The following is an 18,721-nucleotide window of genomic DNA, read 5'->3' as shown; positions in this document are numbered from 1 at the left end:
GGCATCATGCTGACGGAGGAATTTTTATGTCTGCTCTTCGCATTGCCCTGAACGCCCAACCGCGCGCCCTGTCTCACGCCTTCTCCGAGGCCGAGGTCAACAGCAGCCTCGACAGCGCGCTCGCCTTCCCCGCCGAGCTTTCCGGCGAACCGGCCGGGCTGGTCTTCGATCTGCTACTCGCGGTCGCCGCTCGCGATGCCCGCTGCCTCCGGTGTCCGGCCGTTCTCCTGCCCGACGAGGAACGCGACCAGCGCCGCTCGGCCCTCATCCGGCTCTGGCAGGGCTGCTCCTCGCGCATCATCGACGAAAGCCTCGTCGCCGATCTCGTCGCCAGGCGCGGGCCGGGTTTCCTGGCGCTTGCCGCCCCCCGGCCGAAATGGCGGAAAGACTGACCGGATCTAGCCTCTCCCCCGCGTATCTTCCACTTCCTGCGGAACCCTCCTGCCCTTCCGTCGTTTCCTTGCCGACGAAACGAACCGGTAGCGGGCGCCGCCTGCGCACCTTGATGCCGCGGCGGCTTCAGGGTCTACTGGCGCAATGAGGAGGTTGAGGGGATCGGACGTTTCGGCACTGGCTCTCGTGGTGCTTGTCGCCTTCGCCCCGGCCGCGGCAGGGGCAGATTGCAAGCCGCCCGAAAAGCCGGCACCACCCGATTGCCGCATCAAGGGCAACATCAATCGGGACGGCGAGCGCATCTATCACGTGCCCGGCAAGAGCCGGTGGTATACGCGCACCTGCATCAACCGGCCCGGCGAACGCTGGTTCTGCAGCGAGGCTGAGGCGCGAGCCGCCGGCTGGCGTCCGCCGCGTCGCTGAGAAACGGCGTCGCTCCCCCTCAGCCGATGATCTTTCGATCGCCCCAAGAAAAGCCAACACGCCGGAAGACGGAGCAGCCATGGAAGACCAGATCCTACAGACCCGCGACCTGATCGAGCTGCAGCTCGCAAGCCTCATGCGCCTCATGGCCGTGTACGGCCTCAACGTGATCTACGCGATCATCATCCTGTTCGTCGGCTGGTGGGCGGCGAGCAAGATCGCGGGGTCGGTGCGCCGCGCCTGCGAACGCTCCAGGCACGTGGACGAGACCATCACGGGCTTTGCCTCCTCGATCACGCGCTACGCCATCATCGCGCTGGTCATCATCACGGTGCTGCAGCTCTTCGGCTTCCAGACGACATCACTGGTCGCGGTCATCGGTGCCGCTTCGCTGGCCATCGGCCTTGCGCTGCAGGGCACGCTTTCAAATCTGGCTGCGGGCGTGATGTTGCTGTTCTTCAGGCCCTTCAAGGTGGGTGACTATGTGGAGCTCGCCGGCAATGCCGGAACGGTGAAGAACCTCACCATGTTCTTCACCGAACTCGCCACCGCCGACAACGTGATGATCATCATCCCCAACGGCGATGTGTGGGGTTCCGCGGTCACCAACTATTCCGCGCACCCGACCCGGCGCTGCGACATCACCGTCGGCATCTCCTACGACGACGACATGGACACGGCCAAGGAGGTCTTCCACAAGGTGATCGCTGAGGAAAGTAGGATCCTTGCCGACCCGGAACCCTTCGTGGAGATCACCAATCTGGGCGACAGCTCCGTCGACGTCACGTTGCGGGTGTGGACGCTGTCGTCCGACCTGTGGGCCGTGCGCTGGTTCCTGATCAAGCGCCTGAAGGAGGCGCTGGACGAGGCCGGCATCTCCATCCCCTACCCGCACATGCAGGTGGTGGGACAGGCTCCGGTCGGCGCTGAGCAGGCCGGGCGCTAGGACGCGTTCCCCTCCCAGGTCAGCCCTTGGAGAAAAAGCCGCCCATCCTTCGAGACGCCCGCGGATGCGGGCTCCTCAGGATGACGTTGAACTTGTTGCTGATTTGGAACGAGCCATCGACACGGACAACGTCATCCTGAGGAGGCGCGAAGCGCCGTCTCGAAGGATGGGCCGCACCTCGTAGCAAGGCCCCCTCAGCAGGCCCCCCATCCCCCGGCGACCGCTCACATGCTGGCTGCATCCTCCAGCTTTTCCATCTTCTCGATGCAGTAGTAGCCCGAGATCTGGCTGATCGTGCCGGCCCGCTTCCATTCGTTGAGGACGCGCGAGACGTTCTCGCGCGCCGCGCCCGCCATGTTGGCGATGTCGGCCTGCGAGAGCTTGTAGTGGATGAGCGTGCGGCCCTTCTCCACCTCCTTGCCGAAACTGTCGGCCAGAAGCAGCAGGGTCTTGGCGACGCGGCCCGGCAGCGGCAGGAACGAGCGGGCGGCCAGCACGTCGTTGGCGAGCCTGAGCCGTCCGCCGACGATACGCAGCATGTGCCGGTAGATTTCCGGGTTGTCCTCCGCAAAGCGGTCGAAGGCCTGCTTGTCGAAAAAGGCGAGCCGGGCGGGTTTCAGTGCGGTGACCGTGGCCGAGCGCGGCTGACCGTCGAGAAGCGCCATCTCGCCGACGAGCTGGCCGGGGCCCAGCACCGCGAGAAGCTGCTCGTCGCCCTCAGCCGACAGGAGCGACACCCGAAGCGAACCCTCCAGCACCGCATAGCAGCCGTTGCCGGGATCTCCGGCCTCGAACAGGATCGTGCCGGCCTTGAGTTTCATCGGCCGCGCCAGCGCTTCCAGCCCCGCCGCCAGATCCGGCGCAAGTCCACCCAGCGAGAAGCTGTTTTCGAGCAAGTCATCGATCTGCGCCACGCACCTGTCTCCCCGATACGGTCCTGCACGGGCTGCAAAGTTGCGGAAACGGCAAACCGCATGGAACCTGCACCCTCCACGCACGTTTACCGACCGAGCAAGACGAAGACGGCTCGCAATCCTGAAAAGGGCAAACGACGCCCGCCCGCCGGATCCGTTCCGACGCCCCGTCAAGACTGCGGCCTTCGCTGTTCAGGGTAACGCATCGATCTGTGACGGTCATCACGGATGATGTCGCCAGGACAGCGTAATGATGATGCGGACATATCTTTCCGCCTCGCTCCGGCGGCGAGAGCGTCCGCAAGCAGATCGCCGGTCGCGCCCTCGGGATACGGTCGGCAACCATATCAAAGCAGGAGGCCCTTCCAGCCGGACATCCAGGAAGGTCTCAACTGCCGTTCGCAAATACCGTCGGTCTCCCCACCGGCAGGATAGTCGAGACCCGCTCCCCGCCGGTCTCCCCCCAGGCCGGAACCGCCTCCCCCGAGCGGTTCTGGCAGTCCGACCGGCATTTCACCGGTCGCACCGCGAAGCGCCTCCCTGACCCCCGCAGGGAGGCGTTTTGCGTTTCCCGCCGCCCCCAAATTTTCGCATAGCGGCCCGCATTGTGCCGCATCGCTGGAGGCGGAGCCTCGTTATATAAGGGATAATCGCCCCAGAGCATGCTCCGGCCGGACACCAGCGATCCGGCAGATCGGGATGCAAGAGAGATATTGATCTGGAGCGGTTGGTTGTCGTGCAGGCGCAAGACGCCGGCGCACAGGGCACTGCCGGAGCACATGCCGGGCGTTGCGCCCAGGCGGAGTTGCGGTGCGAAGGACATATCTCGAAGGTGCGGACCGATGGATCCCTACGAACACATCTATGATGGCGGTGACGGCGATGACGCCACGACGCTCGTACTCCTCCACGGCACGGGCGGCGATGCGGCCCATTTCATGCGGCTCGGGCGCGTAGCCGCACCGGGAGCTGCCCTGATCGCGCTGGAGGGAAACGTGGACGAGCAAGGGCTCGCCCGCTTCTACCGCAGGGTATCGGCCGACATTCCGGATTTCGAGGATCTGGAGAAAAGATCGCGCGATCTCGCCGCCTTTCTCACCGATGCGCTCACGCGCCATGGCCGGGATCCGGCGCAGGCGGTCGGCGTGGGCTATTCGAACGGCGCCAACATTCTGGCGAACCTGCTCTTCAACCAGCCCCGCGTGCTGGCCGGCTACGCACTGATGCACCCGTCCATTCTCTATCGGCCATGCTCGAACAAGGCGATCGCCGGGCGCAAGGTGCTGATCACGGCAGGTGCGGAAGATGCCGTGGCGCCTGAAAGCGAGGCCCGCAAGCTGCGCGCCTGGCTGCAGAAGCAGGGCGCATCGGTGGATCTGATGGTCCATGACGGCGATCAGGAACTGCGTGAGGAGGAGGCCGACCGCCTGAAGGCGTGGCTTGCCGATTTCCGCGCCGCACACGCCTGCACCGCCATGGCCGACAGCGTCTGAAGTCCGGGTTGCCCCGGGAACCGGCACACCATCTGACAAATGTCGTGCGCTTCGTTCGAGACGAGGCACGAGCGTTATGGCGTAAGTTCGTCCCCTCTCCCATGGGGAGAGGGTTAGGGGTGAGGGGATGGGATGTCAGTGGGATACGGAAAGCCCGACACCCCTCACCCGACGCTGCGCGTCGACCTCTCCCCATGGGAGAGGTGATCTGAGCAAGGACGCTGATCCGTCCGCGATCAACGCGCCCAACAGACATCCCCTCAGAACAGGAAAATATCCTTCTCCGTCAGCGCCAGCAGGAAGTCCGGGCTGTCGAGATAGGCGAACTGGGTCTCGCGCGCCTCGATCTCGCTTCGGGCGGCAAGACTGCGCAGGTGCTCGTCGGCCTGGGCGGGGCTGCACCAGACGGTCGTGCCGTCGCTGCGGCCTTCAAGCCCACGCCAGAAGAACCGGTGCAACTCCTTGGGGTCGTTCGTCATCGGCAGGCTGACCGCCTCGCGATTGACGTCGCCGCCGAACTTGCGGATGCGGCGCGCGAGTAGGCGGCTGCGCAGGCGTTCGGGCTGGGTGAACAGGAATTCCGGCCAGTCCTCGCGATAGCGCTCCGCCATCACCTCCACCACCAGCTTGACGATACCGGCATTGCGGTCGAGCCCGTCGGCCAGCGCGACGAAAGACGGCTGGCGGCCGTAATAGTCCTGAAACCGCTGGAACTGCGCCTCGATCTCCGCCTTCAGCGCCATGCTCGGCAGCAGACCGAGCGGTGCGCGCAGAGAATAATAGCGCGGGGCGGGAAAACGGGGACCGAGGGCCTCGCGGGCGGGATCAGAGACAGGCGCGTAGGGCCGGGCGAGCGCGAGCGTCAGGCCGACGCGGGTGCGCCGGGCGACCGTTTCCACCTGATCGCGCAGCGGCAGATATTCGCGCGGCCAGCGATCCGAGGCCGCCACGCAGCCCACCGCCGTCAACCGGTTGTCGGCCAGAAGCGCGCGGATCGCCCTGTCGACGCCGAAGGCGGTGCCGTAGTCGAGCGCGGTCAGGACAATGCGTTTCATGTTCTTCGGACCCGTTTCGCAGGCAGGACACCAATGCCTGAAGGCCGGCTGCGGTCGAATCGCCGCTCATTCCCTTAACCGGATACGCTACTCGGCGGCTTGCGAAAAGACTGCCCCGGCGCCACCGCGCACGCCCGCGATCCGATAGATGCGAATCCGTTCCAGCGCCACCCCCTTCACCTGCCGCGTGACGGTGGCAAGAAGCTCCACCTGCGCAAAGCGCCCGGCGAGATCGTCGGAGCGGTCGCGCCGGGTCACGGCGACATAGAGCGCCGGGCGCACCAGCAGCGCCGGATCGGGAGCGGGCTCCATGGCATAGCGGATGCGCTCGTCGAGCTGAAAGACGGGGAGCGCCGAGCCAGCCTCATGAAGCGCGAAGGCGAGCTGGCCCGTCATGCCGTAGGCCGATGTGGCGATCCAGGCCGCATTCTCGCGCTTTGCCAGATCCTCGATCTCGCGTGCGATCGCCGGCCAGCCGCGCAGCTGGAAGGTCGGGTCCTTGCGGGCAAACGTGCCGGTGAGCGGGGAGACGGCGTGCACGTAGATCACCAGCGAGACGGCGACGCCGAGGGGCACGGCGATCGCACGCAGGATCTTCAGCACCCGCGCCCTCAGGTCCGATCGCGTGTCGATGTCGGCGGCGACGAAGGCGGCCATCAGCACCAGTGCGGGAAACAGTGGCGCCGGCCAGTTCGCCTGCACCCGGTTATGGAGGGAATGGAACAGCAGATAGGCGAAGAACGGCAGGCTTGTGAGGAGCGGCAGCGCCCAGGCGGCATTGCGCCGGCGTACCGTCCGCGCGACCGCGACGCCGATGCCCACAAGCGCGATGACCGCAATGGCCGGATTGAGCAAGCCCAGCTCCGCGCCGATGAATTCTCCGATAAAGCGACCGGTCCAGCCATGCGGCACGGCGCGGCCGAACTGCTTGACGAAGGACGCCCATTCATGGGCCGCGTTCCACCGGATCACCGGCACGGTGATGAGAAGGGCAACAACGCCGCCCACCCACAATTGCCATTTGGCGAAAGCGGCGCGGGCCCGCGGCATCGCGACGAGCCACAAGATGATGCCCGTGCCCAGAAACAGCACCGAATATTTCGAGATCAGCCCCAGACCGGCGAAGAGACCGACGGCGAGAAACCAGTTGGCGTTCGCCGTCTCGCCGGGCTTCAGCCATTCCGCCAGCGCCCATAGCGTGAGCCCCCAGAACAGCACCGAGGGCGTGTCGGGGGTGGCGATCAGGCTGCCGATGCCGATGAGGAGGGTGGCATTGAAGAAGAGGACGGCCCAGCCGGCGGCGCGGCGGCCGTGCAGCAGCACGCCCGTGCGCCACAGCGCCAGCGATCCCAGCGCCGTCGCCAGAATGCCGACGAGACGGACGGCGAGCGCGTTGTCGCCGACGAGCGCCTGGCCCGCCGCGATCCACCAGCCGATCATCGGAGGGTGATCGTAATAGCCGGCGGCCGGGTTGAGGCCCCACAGCCGGTAATAAGCCTCGTCCTCCGACAACCACGCATGCCCGCCCGCCCACAGGCGAACGGCGGTGAGCGCAAGGACGAAGACGATCAGCGCCGGCGGCCGCAGCCACCAGCCGGGCATCTCGCCGCGCGCGCTCTCAGCCGCAGCCGCAGACGGAGCCGGCATGGCTCAGGCCTTTCGCCAGGTGAGGACGGAGCTTGCGGCATAGTTCCACACCGCGCCCATGGCGGCACCGGCCGTGCCCGCCAGCCACCACGAGGAATCCATGCCGTAGATCCAGTCCGCCACGCCGACATTGGCGACGACGCCGACCGAACAGACGATGTAGAAGCTGATCAGCCCCTTCACCGCCGCGATGCCCTTGAGCCGCCGGTCGCGATAGGTCAGGTGGTTGTTGAGGAAGAAATTCCACGTCATGGCGACGAAAGTCGCCAGAAGCTGCGAATAGTCGAATGGCAGCGCGACGAGGGCCGCACGCAGGCTCGTCAGGTGTACCACCACGCCCGAGGCGCCGACGAGCCCGAACATCAGGAACCGCACGGAGACGAGATCGCGGGTGAGCTTGGAGACGAGCAGGCCGAGATATTCCATCGTCACCAGCGTATCGAGCTTGCTCTCGCCGTGAAGGCGCTCGCGGAAGACGAAGGGAAGCTCGCGCACCCGCAAGGTGCCCTTCGCGGAAGCCGCGATGTCGAGCATGATCTTGAAGCCCTGGCTGGAAAGCTTCGGCGCCACCGCGTCGACCTTCTCGCGACGGATGGCGAAAAAGCCGCTCATGGGGTCGGAAAGCTCCACGCCCAGAAGCGTGCGCGCGAGCCCGTTGGCGACGCCCGAGCCCCAGGCACGCGTTGCCGAGAGCCCCTCGCCCACCGTGCCGCCTTCCACGAAACGGCTGGCGACGACGAGATCGGCCTCATCCGCCTTCAGCAGACCCAGCATGCGCGGCAGCAGGCTCTCGTCGTGCTGGAGATCGGCGTCCATGACCGCGACGAAGGGCGCGGCGGATGCAAGCATCCCTTCCACGCAGGCGCCCGAAAGCCCGCGCCGGCCGACCCGCTTGATGCAGCGGATGCGCGGATCGCGGCGCGAGATCTCCTTGGCCACCTCGGCCGTGCCGTCGGGCGAATTGTCGTCGACGAAGATCGCCTCCCACCGGATGCCCGCGAGTGCCGCGTCGAGCTTTTCCACGATGAGGGGAACGTTCGCGCTCTCGTTGTAGGTCGGCAGCACGACGGTCAGCTCCGCCGGCTCGAAAGGAACGGGCTGGCTCTCCGCCTCGTTCAAGGCTGTCTCGGTCAATTGCATGAAACGTCCGTTGGTGACGGCGCGCGCCCGTCAGGCGCCCCGCCTTCGATGCCCGGCGCCCCACGTCGCACGGGCACCCCAAGTCGCGCGGACCATAGCCAAACATCGGACATTTGCAAGGCAGGGAACGGCCGGATGCCTGATGGTCGCGCGCATCGCACACAGCGGGCGGGACAACGGGTGCGGCACTCCGTAACGGCACCCCGACTGGCCAAGCCCGAGCCTGCCCGCTATATGCCGCATCAGGAGCCCGCGACGAACCACCTCGAAAGGCTGTCCGGAACCGCCATGACCGAGCTCGACATCCGCCCCGCCGTATCCCGCACACCCGCCCACCCCTCGATCACGCGGGCGCAGATTTCCGCGCTGGTCGATACCTTCTACGGCCGCATTCAGGCCGACGAGCGGCTTGGGCCGGTGTTTGCCGGACGCATCGCGGACTGGGGCCCGCATCTTGCCAAGATGAAACACTTCTGGGCCTCGGTGCTCTTGAAGACCGGCGAATACAAGGGCAAGCCGGTGCCGACGCATTTCGTGATGAAGGAGGTGGAGGCGGAGGATTTCGGCATCTGGCTCACCCATTTCCGCGCCGTCGCCCGCGAGATTTTCGAGCCGGAGGCGGCCCCCATCGTCATCAACCATGCCGAGCGCATCGCCACGAGCCTCTGGATGGCGATGTTCGCCACGCCCTTCGACAAGGCGCCGGATTATTTGCGGAGCTGAGAGGGAAAGCCCGGCACGATCGCTGATATCGGCCCATCCTTCGAGACGGCCTGCGGCCTCCTCAGGATGACGTTGTATCCATTGCGCCTTTTGCGCGTCCCCACACCACGATAACGTCATCCTGAGGAGCACTCGTCAGAGTGCGTCTCGAAGGATGGGCCACTTGTTGCTTGCCACCCTCGGCATACGCCTCTCCTTGCCCTTACCCCCGCTTTCGTCTAGGAAACCGCTGCCCGCAACGCGCGCGGACATCCTCGAATTTTGCCCCCGATTCAGAACGCGTTTTCCCGGAAAGCCTCAGGCGATGGCCAAGACCAAGAAGCCCCAGAAACTCAAAGCCCGCCTGCCGCGCGGTTTCATCGACCGCTCGCCCGCCGACATCCGCGCAACCGACGCGATGATGGCGAAGATCCGCGAGGTCTATGAGCGCTACGGCTTCGATCCGGTCGAGACGCCGATGTTCGAATACACCGACGCGCTGGGAAAATTCCTGCCCGATCAGGACCGGCCGAACGAGGGCGTGTTCTCGCTGCAGGACGACGACGAGCAGTGGCTCTCCTTGCGCTACGACCTGACGGCGCCTCTCGCCCGTCACGTGGCCGAAAACATCAACGAGATCCAGCTTCCCTTCCGCAGCTATCGCGCGGGCTGGGTTTTCCGCAACGAAAAGCCCGGCCCCGGCCGCTTCCGCCAGTTCATGCAGTTCGACGCCGATACGGTCGGCGCGCCGTCGGTGCAGGCGGACGCGGAAATGTGCATGATGATGGCTGACGCGATGGAAGCCGTCGGGATCAAGCGCGGCGACTACGTCATCCGGGTCAACAACCGGAAGGTGCTGGATGGGGTGCTGGAAGCGATTGGGCTTGGTGGTGAGGAGAATGCCGGACGACGTCTGACCGTGCTCAGAGCTATCGACAAGCTCGATAAATTTGGCCCCGACGGCGTCCGTCTGCTTTTGGGCGAAGGTCGAAAGGATGAGAGCGGAGACTTTACGAAAGGCGCCGGCCTAGGGACCGAACAGATCGACCGCCTTGAGAAGCTTTACGCCGTTCAAAGAGAAGATCGCCGCGACTTCTTCACCTTCATGCCGATGAGTGAGATCATTGATGGGGATGTTGTCGTCGAATGGCAGGAGGTTATGGGGAATAAGATCGGCGGCCTTGTTTTCGGCGGACCTCACTCGACCGAGCTTTTAAAAGATGTCTTCCCCGAGTCAGACCTCGTTGCTGAAGGAATCAACGAACTCCTTTCTATTTCTAAGTCTGTAAGAACCGCCGGCTATGCGACCGACCGCATTAGGCTCGATGTCTCCATCGTCCGCGGCCTCGAATACTACACCGGCCCGGTCTACGAGGCGGAACTCCTCTTCGACGTGACCAACGAGAAGGGCGAGAAGGTGCAGTTCGGCTCGGTCGGCGGCGGCGGGCGGTATGATGGGCTCGTCAAGCGCTTCACGGGGCAGGACGTGCCGGCGACCGGCTTCTCCATCGGCGTCTCGCGACTGATGACCGCTCTGAAGAACCTCGGCAAGCTCGAGGCCGACACCGTGCTCGCCCCCGTGCTCGTCACCGTCATGGACGGCAACGATGCGGATGCGCAGGCGAAATACCAGAGCTTCGTCCAGCAGCTGCGCACCGCCGGCATTCGCGCGGAACTCTATCAGGGCAACTGGAAGAAGTTCGGCAACCAGCTGAAATACGCCGACAAGCGCGGCTGCCCACTCGCCATCATCCAGGGCTCGGAAGAGCGCGGCAACGGCGAGATCCAGATTAAGGATCTGATCGAGGGCAAGCGCATGTCGGAGGAAATCTCGGACAACGCCGCTTGGCGCGAGGCGCGGCCCGCGCAGGTGACCGTCGCCGAGGCCGATCTCGTCGCAACGGTAAAGAAGATGCTCGACGACCAGAAGGCGGACCGCGAACGCGGCAACCCGTCCGGGAACTAGAACGCGAATGAGGAAGACGATGGCCGATAACCGCTTCGACGCCCTGGCACCGCTGTTTCAGGCCGGCGGCTATCACCATATCGCCCCGCCGATCCTGCAACCGGCGGACGTCTTCCTCGATCTCGCGGGCGAGGACATCCGCCGCCGGCTTTTTCTGACCTCCGGACAGGACGGGCTCGACCTCTGCCTGCGCCCCGATTTCACCATTCCCGTGGCGCGCACCCACCTGTCAGGTGGGCCGGCGGCGCGGGCCGGGGCCTATTGCTATTCCGGCCTCGTCTTCCGCCAGCGCGCGGGCGAGCTCGGCGAGATCCAGCAGGTCGGCGCGGAGAACATCGGCCGTACCGACAGGCTCGCGGCGGATGCCGACATGCTGGCGCTGGCGGTCGAGGCAGTTGAAAAGCTCGGCGGCAAGGCGCCCTCCATCCGCATCGGCGACGAGGCGCTGTTCACCGGCGTCGTCGAAGCCCTCGGCCTGCCCACCGTCTGGCGCCGCCGCTTGCGCGATCTCTTCGGCGAGCGCGATCGCCTCGACCATGCCATTGCCCGCATGGCCGGCAGTCAGGGTGCGGAGAAGGATGCCCGCATCGGTTTTCTCGCAGCCCTTGAAGGCGCCAACCCCGACGCCGCGCACGCGGTGGTGGAAGATCTTCTCTCCATCGCCGGCATCGAGGCGGTCGGCGGGCGCACGGCCGGCGAGATCGCCGAGCGCTTTCTTGAGCAGGCGGCCCTTGCGTCGGGCGCCGGCATCGGACCGGAGACGGCCGCCACGCTGACCCGCTTTCTCGACATTTCCGGCAATCCGGAAGAGGCCGGCGATGCGCTGACCCTCTTCGCGCACGAGGCGGGGCTCGACCTCTCCCAGCCGATCGCCGATTTCCGCGAGCGCGCAAGGCTCATTTCCGAGCGCGGCCTGCCGACGGACGCCATCACCTTTGCCGCAGATTTCGGTCGCCGCCTCGACTACTACACCGGCTTCGTGTTCGAGCTGCACGATGCGACCGGGGTCAGGGGCCGCCCGCCGATTGCCGGCGGCGGGCGCTACGACAAGCTGCTGGCGCTTCTGGGCGCCGGCGAGGACGTTCCCGCCGTCGGCTTTTCCATCTGGCTTGAACGCATCGCAGGCGCCGAAGGCGCTTTGGAAGGAGCCGGCCAATGAGCGACACTCTCATCATCGCCATTCCCTCCAAGGGCCGGCTTCAGGAAAACACCCACGCCTTCTTCGCGCGCGCCGGGCTCACCATCCAGCGCCCCGGCGGCGACCGCAACTATCGCGGCCGCATCAAGGGGCTGGACGATGTCGAGATCGCCTTTCTTTCCGCATCCGAAATCGCGCGAGAGATCGCGGCCGGCACCGTCCACATGGGCATCACCGGGCTCGATCTGGTGCACGAGAGCATCGACCGGCCGGCGGAGCTGACCCATCTCGTCGCCTCGCTCGGCTTCGGGGCTGCCGATGTGGTCGTCGCCGTGCCCAAGGCCTGGATCGACGTTGCCACCATGGCGGATCTTTCCGATGTCGCCTCCGATTTCCGGGGCCGGCATGGCCGGCGGCTCAGGATCGCGACCAAGTACGTGAACCTGACGCGCGGCTTCTTCGCCGCGAACGGCATCATCGACTACCGCATCGTGGAATCTGCCGGCGCCACCGAGGGCGCGCCGGCGGCGGGCGCGGCGGAACTGATCGTCGACATCACGACCACAGGCTCCACGCTTGCCGCAAACGACCTGAAGATCCTTGACGACGGCGTCATCCTGAAGAGCACGGCGCACCTCGTCGCCTCCATGACCGCAAGTTGGTCCGGCGAGGCGCTCGCCGCCGCCCGCACCATCCTCGACCGCGTGGCGGCGGAGGAGAAGGCACGCTCGGTCAAGGAAATCCGCGCGCTCGTCGCCGACCCGGAGGAAGCGGCGGGAGTTGCGGCCGACAGCTACGGCGCGACCGCGCCCTTCGGCACGGCGGACGGCCAACCGCTGGTGCTGCACTGCCCGACGTCGGAAGTCGCGGCCTGTGCGGGCTACCTGCGCGATGCCGGCGCCGCCTCGGTCTCCGTTTCCACGCTCGACTACGTGTTCGAAACCACCAACCCGCTCTACGACCCGCTCGCAGCGCGCATCCAAGGATAATCGTCGATGGATATCAGCGCGCTCGGCGCCCGGGACCTTTCCGCCCTCATCCAGTCCCGGGAAATTTCCTGCGCCGAGGTGATGGAGGCGACGCTTGCGCGCATCGCCCGGCTCAATCCGGCGATCAACGCCATCGTAAGCCTGCGCGACGGCGAGGCGCTGATGGCGGAGGCGCGGACATGCGACGAGGAACTCGCGGCCGGCCGTTCGCGCGGCTGGCTGCACGGCATCCCGCAGGCCGTGAAGGATCTCGCCGCCACGAAGGGGCTCACCACCACGCAGGGCTCGCCGATCTTCGCGCATTTCGTGCCGCAGGAGGATTGCATCCACGTCGCGCGCCTGCGCGCGGCCGGCCCGATCATCATCGGCAAGACGAACACGCCGGAATTCGGCCTCGGCTCGCACAGCTACAATCCGGTCTTCGGCGTGACCCGCAATCCGTGGGACACGAGCCGGACGGCCGGCGGCTCGTCGGGCGGTGCGGGCGCGGCGCTCGCCATGCGGCTCGTCAGCGTTGCCGACGGCTCCGACATGATGGGCTCGCTGCGCAATCCGGCCGCCTTCAACAACATCGTTTCTCTCAGGCCGAGTTTCGGCGTGGTGCCGGCCGGCCCCGCGCCCAACGTCTTCACGGCCGGCCTTTCCACCGAAGGTCCGATGGGCCGTTCGGTGGCGGATATCGCGGCCCTTCTGGCGACGCAAGCCGGATACGATCCCCGCAGCCCGCAATCGCTGCCCGGTGACGGCTCGCAATTCGCGGAAATCGCGCCCTCCGAGCCCACCGGCATCCGTATCGGGTGGCTGGGCGATCTCGGCGGCTATCTGCCGTTCGAGGCGGACATTCTCGACATTTGCCGCGATGCGCTCACGGTCTTTCAGGACATGGGCTGCGTCGTGGAGGATACCGCGCCCGGCTTTGCCATGGAGCGGGTCTGGCAAGCCTGGAAAACCCAGCGCCACGCGGTCGTCGCCTCCAATCTCAAGGCGCTCTACGACGATCCGAAAAAACGCGAGCTGCTGAAGCCGGAGGCGATCTGGGAGATCGAGAACGGGCTGGCACTGTCGGCCACCGATTTCTTCGCGGCGTCTGCCGAGCGCAGCGCCTGGCACCGGGCGGCGCTCCGGCTTTTCGAGAAATACGATTACCTCGTGCTGCCGAGTGCGCAGGTCTTCCCCTTCCCGGCCGAATGGGCCTGGCCGAAGGAGATCGCCGGCCACGCGATGGACACCTACCACCGCTGGATGGAGGTGGTGGTGCCGGCCGGCCTTCTCGGCCTGCCGGTGCTGGCATTGCCGGCGGGCTTCGGGCCTCAGGGCCTGCCCATGGGCTTCCAGCTCATCGGCCGCCCGCGCTCCGACCGCGAGCTCCTGGCCTTCGGCGCACTCTACGAAGAGGCGACCGGCTGGCTCGGAATGGCGCCGGAAGCAGCGGAATAGGGCAAGGGCCGCTGCCTTCGCCGCATTTTTTTTTGCGGAGGGCGTTATTTTTGAAGTGCGACCCCCGCACGCCCCTCGCCTACCGCCGCGCCAGTGGCCTTGTCACATACCCCAGCACGAGCATCGGGATCGTCGCCGCCGCCACGAGGCCCCAGTCGAAAAGCGTCAGCGGGACTGTGGAGAACCAGTCGTTGAAAAGCGGCACGTGCACCACGGCGACCTGCAACGACAGCGCCAGCGCGATCGCGACCAGCAGCCACGGATTGCGCTTCAATCCGGCAAACGGCCCGTCATCGAGATGGCGGAAGTTGAAGGCGTTGGCCTTTTCGAGAACCACGAAGGCGGTGAAGGCGAGCGTCTGGGCGTGAAGCACCGTGCCGCCCGTCGCCAGAACCTCCTGAAAGAGCACCATCGCCACCAGCGCGATGTAGGAGCCGAGGATCGCCACCCGGATCCCGTCGCCACGCCCCAGCAACCGGCTGCCGGGCTTTCTGGGCGGGCGCCGCATCACCGCGGCCTCCGCCGGTTCCGCGCCCAGTGCCAGAGCGGTCGGCCCGTCGGTGACAAGGTTCATCCAGATGATGTGGATCGGCAGCAGCAGCAAGGGCCAGCCGAGCAGCACCGCCAGAAAAATGCCGATCACCTCGCCGGCGTTCGACGACAAGAGGTAGCCGACGAACTTGCGGATGTTGTCGTATTGCCGCCGCCCCTCCTCCACCGCGCCGATGATGGAGGCGAAATTGTCGTCGGTCAGCACCATGTCGGAGGCCCCGCGCGCCACATCCGTGCCGCGAATGCCCATGGCGATGCCGACATCGGCCTGCCTCAGCGCCGGCGCGTCGTTGACGCCGTCGCCCGTCATCGCCACCACGTGACCGGTGGCCTGTAGCGCCTCCACAATGCGGATCTTGTCCTGCGGCCGGGCCCGCGCGAAGACCGCCCCCTGCTCCAACGCCCGAGCAAGCTCGGCATCGTCCATCGCGTCGATGTCCGCTTCCGTCACCGTGCGCGCGGCATCAAGCCCGATGGATCGCGCGATGGCGGTCGCCGTGGGCGCGGCATCGCCGGTGATCATGACGACCCGCATCCCGGCCCGGCGGGCAAGCTTCATCGCGTCGGCCACTTCACCGCGCGGCGGATCGATGATGCCGACGAGACCCAGCAGCGTCAGGTCCTTCTCCAGCGCCTCGCCGATGACATCGGGCATGCCCGTCAGCTTGCGCCGCGCGACCGCCAGCACCCGCATCCCGCCTTCGGCAAGCGCCTGGAATGTCGCCGCGATCTCCGTCCGGTCCGCTTCATCGAGGTCTCGTTCGCCGTCGGCCCCCATGACCCGGGTGGCAAGCCCCAGCACAACTTCCGGCGCGCCCTTCACATGCAGGGTAACGGCGCCGTCCGCCTCGCGCACAAGCACGCTCATGCGCTTTCTGGCGGAGGAAAACGACACCTCGCCGCAGATCCGGCCCCGATCGACGGCCAGCCCCGCCTTGCCGCCAGCCACCAGGAAGGCCGCCTCCGTCGCCTCGCCGAGCGGGCGCGGGCCGCCCCCGTCCTCGATCATCCGCGTGGCGTTGCACCACAGCCCCGTTTCCAGAAGCGCGCTCAGACGCGGCTCGGCCGCCGGATCGATAGGCGCGCCGCCCACAAGGAACCGGCCTTCCGGCAGGTAGCCGGAGCCTTCCACCTCCACCGATTGTCCCACCGGGCGCCCCGGCAGTTCGATGCGGGTGATGGTCATCTCGTTGCGGGTCAGCGTGCCGGTCTTGTCGGTGCAGATGACGCTGGCGGCGCCCAGCGTTTCCGCCGCCACCAGCCGGCGCATCAGCGCGCGCCGCCGCGCCATGGCGGCAACGCCGATGGCGAGCGTCACCGTCACGACCGCCGGCAGCCCCTCCGGCACGGCGGCCACCGCCAGCGACACGCCGAACAGCAGCATCTCGTCGAACGGATAGCCGCGCAGCAAGCCCATGACCGCGACGAGTGCGGCAAGCGCCAGCGCCACGGCGCCGAGCGTGCGGCCGAGCTGGCCAAGCTCGCGCTGAAGTGGCGTCTCCTCCCGGTCGATCGATTGCGCAAGCGCGGCGATCCGGCCGAATTCGGTGCGCATGCCGGTGGCGACGACCAGCCCGCTCGCATGGCCGTTGGTGATCACAGTTCCCATGAAGGCGCACGGGGAGCGTTCGGCAAGCGGCGTCTCAGCCGGCACCGGTGGCAGGGCCTTGGCAACGGCGGCGGACTCGCCCGTGAGCGCGGATTCATCGACGGAGAGATCCGTCGCCGAGACCAGCCGCACGTCGGCCGGCACAGTGTCGCCGGAGCCCAGCAGCACCAGATCGCCCGGAACCAGCGTTTCCGCCGAGATGCGAAGCGGATGGCCGTCGCGCATCACGTGGGCCCGGGGCGCCAGCATCCGCGTCAGCGCTTCCAGCGCGCGCTCGGCACGGGCCTCCTGCAGAAAACCGAGCGCGCCGTTGACGACGACGATGGCGAGTATCACCACCATGTCGGCCATCTCGCCGACCACCGCCGACAGGATGGCGGCGGCGACGAGCACGCCGATCAGCGCGGATTTGAACTGACGCGCCAACAACACCCAGCTGGAGGCGCGACCGACCTCGGCCAGCCGATTGGGGCCCGCCTCGACGAGCCGCCTTTCCGCCGCCTCCGCGCTCAGCCCACGTTGCGGCGCAGCCTTCAGCGCCGCCGCCGTTTCCGCAACCGACAGCGCATGCCAGTCGGCACCTTTACGGGGCTCTTGTTCGTTCATGTCTCTCCCAGTCGAACCGGCTCCGCCCAAAGGCACGGCCCTCGTTCGCGCATCGCTCGCTCCCCCGATCGTCATCCTATTCCAATGCCGGGATGTGACACGCCCGTAAATGGTCGCGTGCCAAGGGGACACGAGGCGCCGCTCTCACGCGGCACTCATCACCTTGTTATTTGACGTAAGGGTAAAGAGCACGAAGATCAGCCCCCAAGGAACCTTGTTTTTTCAGGAGGGCATGCACATGACCGCGATGCCGGCGCGCGCAGGCGCCAACACGCTGTTTCCGCCGCTGATCGTCTCGACGCTGGCGACCGCCGTCATCGCCGGCATCGCCGCCGATATCGCCTGGGAGATCTGGGCGCGCGGCATCACGCCGTTCTGGGTGGGCGGCCCGCTGGAACCGGCGGCGCTGGTTCAGGGCGTGTTCGGTCTTTCCAGCCGGTTCGCGGCCGAACTCATCCACCTCTTCGTCGGCGTGGTGGCCTATCCGCTCGGATATCTGTTCATCGCCCGGCCTCTCGCGCGCAGTGTTACGCCGTTCCTGCCGTGGTGGATCGTCGGCCTCGGCTTCGGCGTCGGGCTCTGGGTCTTCGCGCTCTATGTCATGGCGCATTTCTTCGCCGGACAGCCGCCCTTCCTCGGCTTCATCCCGCTGACCTGGGCCTCGCTCGTCGGTCACCTGATTTTCGGCGTGGTGTGCGCGGCGACAGTGCGGTGGCGGGAGGCGTGAGACTGAAGGGCCATTCGGCGCGGGCGTGAGGGTGGGCGGCAATTCGGAATTGCTCACCCGCTCAATAGCCAAGTTTCGGCACCGCCCCCCCCTCACTCGCGTCGGTCGAAATACCGCTGCTCTTCCTCATAATAAGCATCGAAGCCGACGTGCCGCCGCAAATCGGCAAACGGCAGCAGCGTGCCGTCCGGGTGCCGGCCGGCCTTCATCTCGCTGAGCGCTTCCGTCATGGCACGGGTCGCAACCGAGAGAAGCGTCAGCGGATAGGCGACGATGCGGTAGCCGATGGCTTCCAGTTCCGCCGGCACCAGGGCGGGCGTCTCGCCGCCTTCCACGATGTTGGCCATGTGCCAACCCGGCACCTCGCGGCAGATCCGCTCCATCTCGTCGCGCGATTTCGGCGCCTCAACGAACAGGATGTCGGCTCCTGCCGCCTTGAACGCGGCGGCGCGCTCCAGCGCCTCGTCGAGCCCGTGGCCATGGCGGGCATCCGTGCGCGCCATGATCAGGATGTCGGCGCCGTCTTCGCGCGCATCCACCGCGGCGCGGACGCGGTTGATGGCCTCTGCCCGGTCCACCACCAGCTTGCCCTTCGTGTGGCCGCAACGCTTGGGCGCGACCTGATCCTCGATCATCACGGCCGCGAGCCCGGCCTGGGCGTAGCCCTTGACCGTGCGCTTGACGTTGAGCGCGTTGCCGTAGCCGGTATCGCCGTCGCCGATGACCGGAATGGAGGTTGCGGCGGCGATGTTGCGGGCGGTATCGACCATCTCGCCGTAGGAGATGAGCCCGGTATCGGGCGCCCCGATGCGCGCGGCGGAGACCGCGAAGCCCGACATGAAGGTGAGATCGAACCCGGCCGCACCGATGAGCCGCGCCGACAGTCCGTCGAAACAGCACGGCATGACGCGGATCTTCGGTTCGGCCAGAAGGGTGCGCAGGCGCTGGGCGGGAGACTGGTGCATGAAACGAAAGACCTTTCGA

At 66.7% G+C, this 18,721-nt stretch carries 15 protein-coding genes and 1 pseudogene; 10 read left to right on the top strand and 6 right to left on the bottom strand.

What is annotated here, in order from left to right; translation table 11 throughout:
* Positions 1 to 26 precede the first annotated feature (26 nt).
* From V2L18_RS14490 to V2L18_RS14480, 3 genes and pseudogenes are all read left to right on the top strand, one after another.
* The gene (locus V2L18_RS14490; RefSeq protein WP_336178971.1) at positions 27 to 392 is read left to right on the top strand and encodes a hypothetical protein; all 366 of its coding nucleotides are present in this window, start codon (positions 27 to 29) and stop codon (positions 390 to 392) included.
* A 262-nt stretch (positions 393 to 654) separates the two neighbouring features.
* Positions 655 to 816: pseudogene (locus V2L18_RS14485) on the top strand (thermonuclease family protein); the annotation flags it as partial.
* A gap of 79 nt (positions 817 to 895) precedes the next feature.
* On the top strand, positions 896 to 1,762 hold the full coding sequence (locus V2L18_RS14480; RefSeq protein ID WP_336178970.1) for a mechanosensitive ion channel domain-containing protein: 867 nt from the start codon (positions 896 to 898) through the stop codon (positions 1,760 to 1,762).
* 224 nt (positions 1,763 to 1,986) lie between these two features.
* On the opposite strand, the gene V2L18_RS14475 is transcribed toward V2L18_RS14480, so the two are convergent.
* Entirely contained in the window at positions 1,987 to 2,676 is a 690-nt protein-coding gene (locus V2L18_RS14475) for a Crp/Fnr family transcriptional regulator (protein WP_336178969.1), read from the bottom strand.
* A gap of 842 nt (positions 2,677 to 3,518) precedes the next feature.
* On the opposite strand from V2L18_RS14475, the gene V2L18_RS14470 reads away from it, so the two are divergent.
* Entirely contained in the window at positions 3,519 to 4,169 is a 651-nt protein-coding gene (locus tag V2L18_RS14470) for an alpha/beta hydrolase (protein ID WP_336178968.1), read from the top strand.
* 260 nt (positions 4,170 to 4,429) lie between these two features.
* On the opposite strand, the gene V2L18_RS14465 is transcribed toward V2L18_RS14470, so the two are convergent.
* The 3 genes from V2L18_RS14465 to V2L18_RS14455 form a co-directional block, all read right to left on the bottom strand.
* Positions 4,430 to 5,224, bottom strand: coding sequence for a ChbG/HpnK family deacetylase (locus tag V2L18_RS14465; RefSeq protein WP_336178967.1), 795 nt, complete (start codon positions 5,222 to 5,224; stop codon positions 4,430 to 4,432).
* Positions 5,225 to 5,311: 87 nt separating this feature from the next.
* The gene (locus V2L18_RS14460; RefSeq protein WP_336178966.1) at positions 5,312 to 6,871 is read right to left on the bottom strand and encodes a glycosyltransferase family 39 protein; all 1,560 of its coding nucleotides are present in this window, start codon (positions 6,869 to 6,871) and stop codon (positions 5,312 to 5,314) included.
* A 3-nt stretch (positions 6,872 to 6,874) separates the two neighbouring features.
* Complete coding sequence (locus V2L18_RS14455; protein WP_336178965.1) at positions 6,875 to 8,011, bottom strand: glycosyltransferase family 2 protein; 1,137 nt, start codon at positions 8,009 to 8,011, stop codon at positions 6,875 to 6,877.
* Between the two features lie 288 nt (positions 8,012 to 8,299).
* On the opposite strand from V2L18_RS14455, the gene V2L18_RS14450 reads away from it, so the two are divergent.
* From V2L18_RS14450 to V2L18_RS14430, 5 genes are all read left to right on the top strand, one after another.
* On the top strand, positions 8,300 to 8,734 hold the full coding sequence (locus V2L18_RS14450; RefSeq protein ID WP_336178964.1) for a group III truncated hemoglobin: 435 nt from the start codon (positions 8,300 to 8,302) through the stop codon (positions 8,732 to 8,734).
* A 304-nt stretch (positions 8,735 to 9,038) separates the two neighbouring features.
* Complete coding sequence (gene hisS / locus V2L18_RS14445) at positions 9,039 to 10,679, top strand: histidine--tRNA ligase (RefSeq protein WP_336178963.1); 1,641 nt, start codon at positions 9,039 to 9,041, stop codon at positions 10,677 to 10,679.
* Positions 10,680 to 10,698: 19 nt separating this feature from the next.
* Complete coding sequence (locus tag V2L18_RS14440; protein WP_336178962.1) at positions 10,699 to 11,838, top strand: ATP phosphoribosyltransferase regulatory subunit; 1,140 nt, start codon at positions 10,699 to 10,701, stop codon at positions 11,836 to 11,838.
* Positions 11,835 to 12,806 carry an ATP phosphoribosyltransferase gene (gene hisG / locus V2L18_RS14435; protein WP_336178961.1) on the top strand — a complete coding sequence of 324 codons (972 nt, stop codon included), beginning with the start codon at positions 11,835 to 11,837 and terminating at the stop codon, positions 12,804 to 12,806. The genes V2L18_RS14440 and hisG overlap by 4 nt, the downstream gene beginning before the upstream one ends.
* Before the next feature lie 6 nt (positions 12,807 to 12,812).
* Positions 12,813 to 14,243: an amidase gene (locus V2L18_RS14430; RefSeq protein WP_336178960.1), complete on the top strand. Its 1,431-nt coding sequence runs from the start codon at positions 12,813 to 12,815 to the stop codon at positions 14,241 to 14,243.
* Between the two features lie 79 nt (positions 14,244 to 14,322).
* Here the strand turns inward: V2L18_RS14430 and V2L18_RS14425 are convergent, their stop codons facing one another.
* Positions 14,323 to 17,010, bottom strand: coding sequence for an HAD-IC family P-type ATPase (locus V2L18_RS14425; RefSeq protein ID WP_336178959.1), 2,688 nt, complete (start codon positions 17,008 to 17,010; stop codon positions 14,323 to 14,325).
* 247 nt (positions 17,011 to 17,257) lie between these two features.
* Between V2L18_RS14425 and V2L18_RS14420 the strand changes: the two genes are divergently transcribed.
* Positions 17,258 to 17,737: a hypothetical protein gene (locus V2L18_RS14420; RefSeq protein ID WP_336179137.1), complete on the top strand. Its 480-nt coding sequence runs from the start codon at positions 17,258 to 17,260 to the stop codon at positions 17,735 to 17,737.
* A gap of 92 nt (positions 17,738 to 17,829) precedes the next feature.
* On the opposite strand, the gene V2L18_RS14415 is transcribed toward V2L18_RS14420, so the two are convergent.
* Positions 17,830 to 18,702: an isocitrate lyase/PEP mutase family protein gene (locus V2L18_RS14415; protein WP_336178958.1), complete on the bottom strand. Its 873-nt coding sequence runs from the start codon at positions 18,700 to 18,702 to the stop codon at positions 17,830 to 17,832.
* Between the last annotated feature and the right edge of the window lie 19 nt (positions 18,703 to 18,721).

Origin of the sequence: Breoghania sp. JC706, from assembly GCF_037026715.1 — a bacterium.
Lineage (GTDB): Bacteria > Pseudomonadota > Alphaproteobacteria > Rhizobiales > Stappiaceae > Breoghania.
This window is presented reverse-complemented; position numbering and strand designations above follow the sequence as displayed.

What these genes read in the sequence shown, in the direction of transcription:
- V2L18_RS14490 (WP_336178971.1), top strand. Translation starts at nt 27, where the DNA reads ATGTCTGCTCTTCGCATTGCCCTGAACGCCCAACCGCGCGCCCTGTCT.
- V2L18_RS14480 (WP_336178970.1), top strand. Translation starts at nt 896, where the DNA reads ATGGAAGACCAGATCCTACAGACCCGCGACCTGATCGAGCTGCAGCTC.
- V2L18_RS14470 (WP_336178968.1), top strand. Translation starts at nt 3,519, where the DNA reads ATGGATCCCTACGAACACATCTATGATGGCGGTGACGGCGATGACGCC.
- V2L18_RS14465 (WP_336178967.1), bottom strand. Translation starts at nt 5,224, where the DNA reads ATGAAACGCATTGTCCTGACCGCGCTCGACTACGGCACCGCCTTCGGC.
- V2L18_RS14460 (WP_336178966.1), bottom strand. Translation starts at nt 6,871, where the DNA reads ATGCCGGCTCCGTCTGCGGCTGCGGCTGAGAGCGCGCGCGGCGAGATG.
- V2L18_RS14455 (WP_336178965.1), bottom strand. Translation starts at nt 8,011, where the DNA reads ATGCAATTGACCGAGACAGCCTTGAACGAGGCGGAGAGCCAGCCCGTT.
- V2L18_RS14450 (WP_336178964.1), top strand. Translation starts at nt 8,300, where the DNA reads ATGACCGAGCTCGACATCCGCCCCGCCGTATCCCGCACACCCGCCCAC.
- hisS (WP_336178963.1), top strand. Translation starts at nt 9,039, where the DNA reads ATGGCCAAGACCAAGAAGCCCCAGAAACTCAAAGCCCGCCTGCCGCGC.
- V2L18_RS14440 (WP_336178962.1), top strand. Translation starts at nt 10,699, where the DNA reads ATGGCCGATAACCGCTTCGACGCCCTGGCACCGCTGTTTCAGGCCGGC.
- hisG (WP_336178961.1), top strand. Translation starts at nt 11,835, where the DNA reads ATGAGCGACACTCTCATCATCGCCATTCCCTCCAAGGGCCGGCTTCAG.
- V2L18_RS14430 (WP_336178960.1), top strand. Translation starts at nt 12,813, where the DNA reads ATGGATATCAGCGCGCTCGGCGCCCGGGACCTTTCCGCCCTCATCCAG.
- V2L18_RS14425 (WP_336178959.1), bottom strand. Translation starts at nt 17,010, where the DNA reads ATGAACGAACAAGAGCCCCGTAAAGGTGCCGACTGGCATGCGCTGTCG.
- V2L18_RS14420 (WP_336179137.1), top strand. Translation starts at nt 17,258, where the DNA reads ATGCCGGCGCGCGCAGGCGCCAACACGCTGTTTCCGCCGCTGATCGTC.
- V2L18_RS14415 (WP_336178958.1), bottom strand. Translation starts at nt 18,702, where the DNA reads ATGCACCAGTCTCCCGCCCAGCGCCTGCGCACCCTTCTGGCCGAACCG.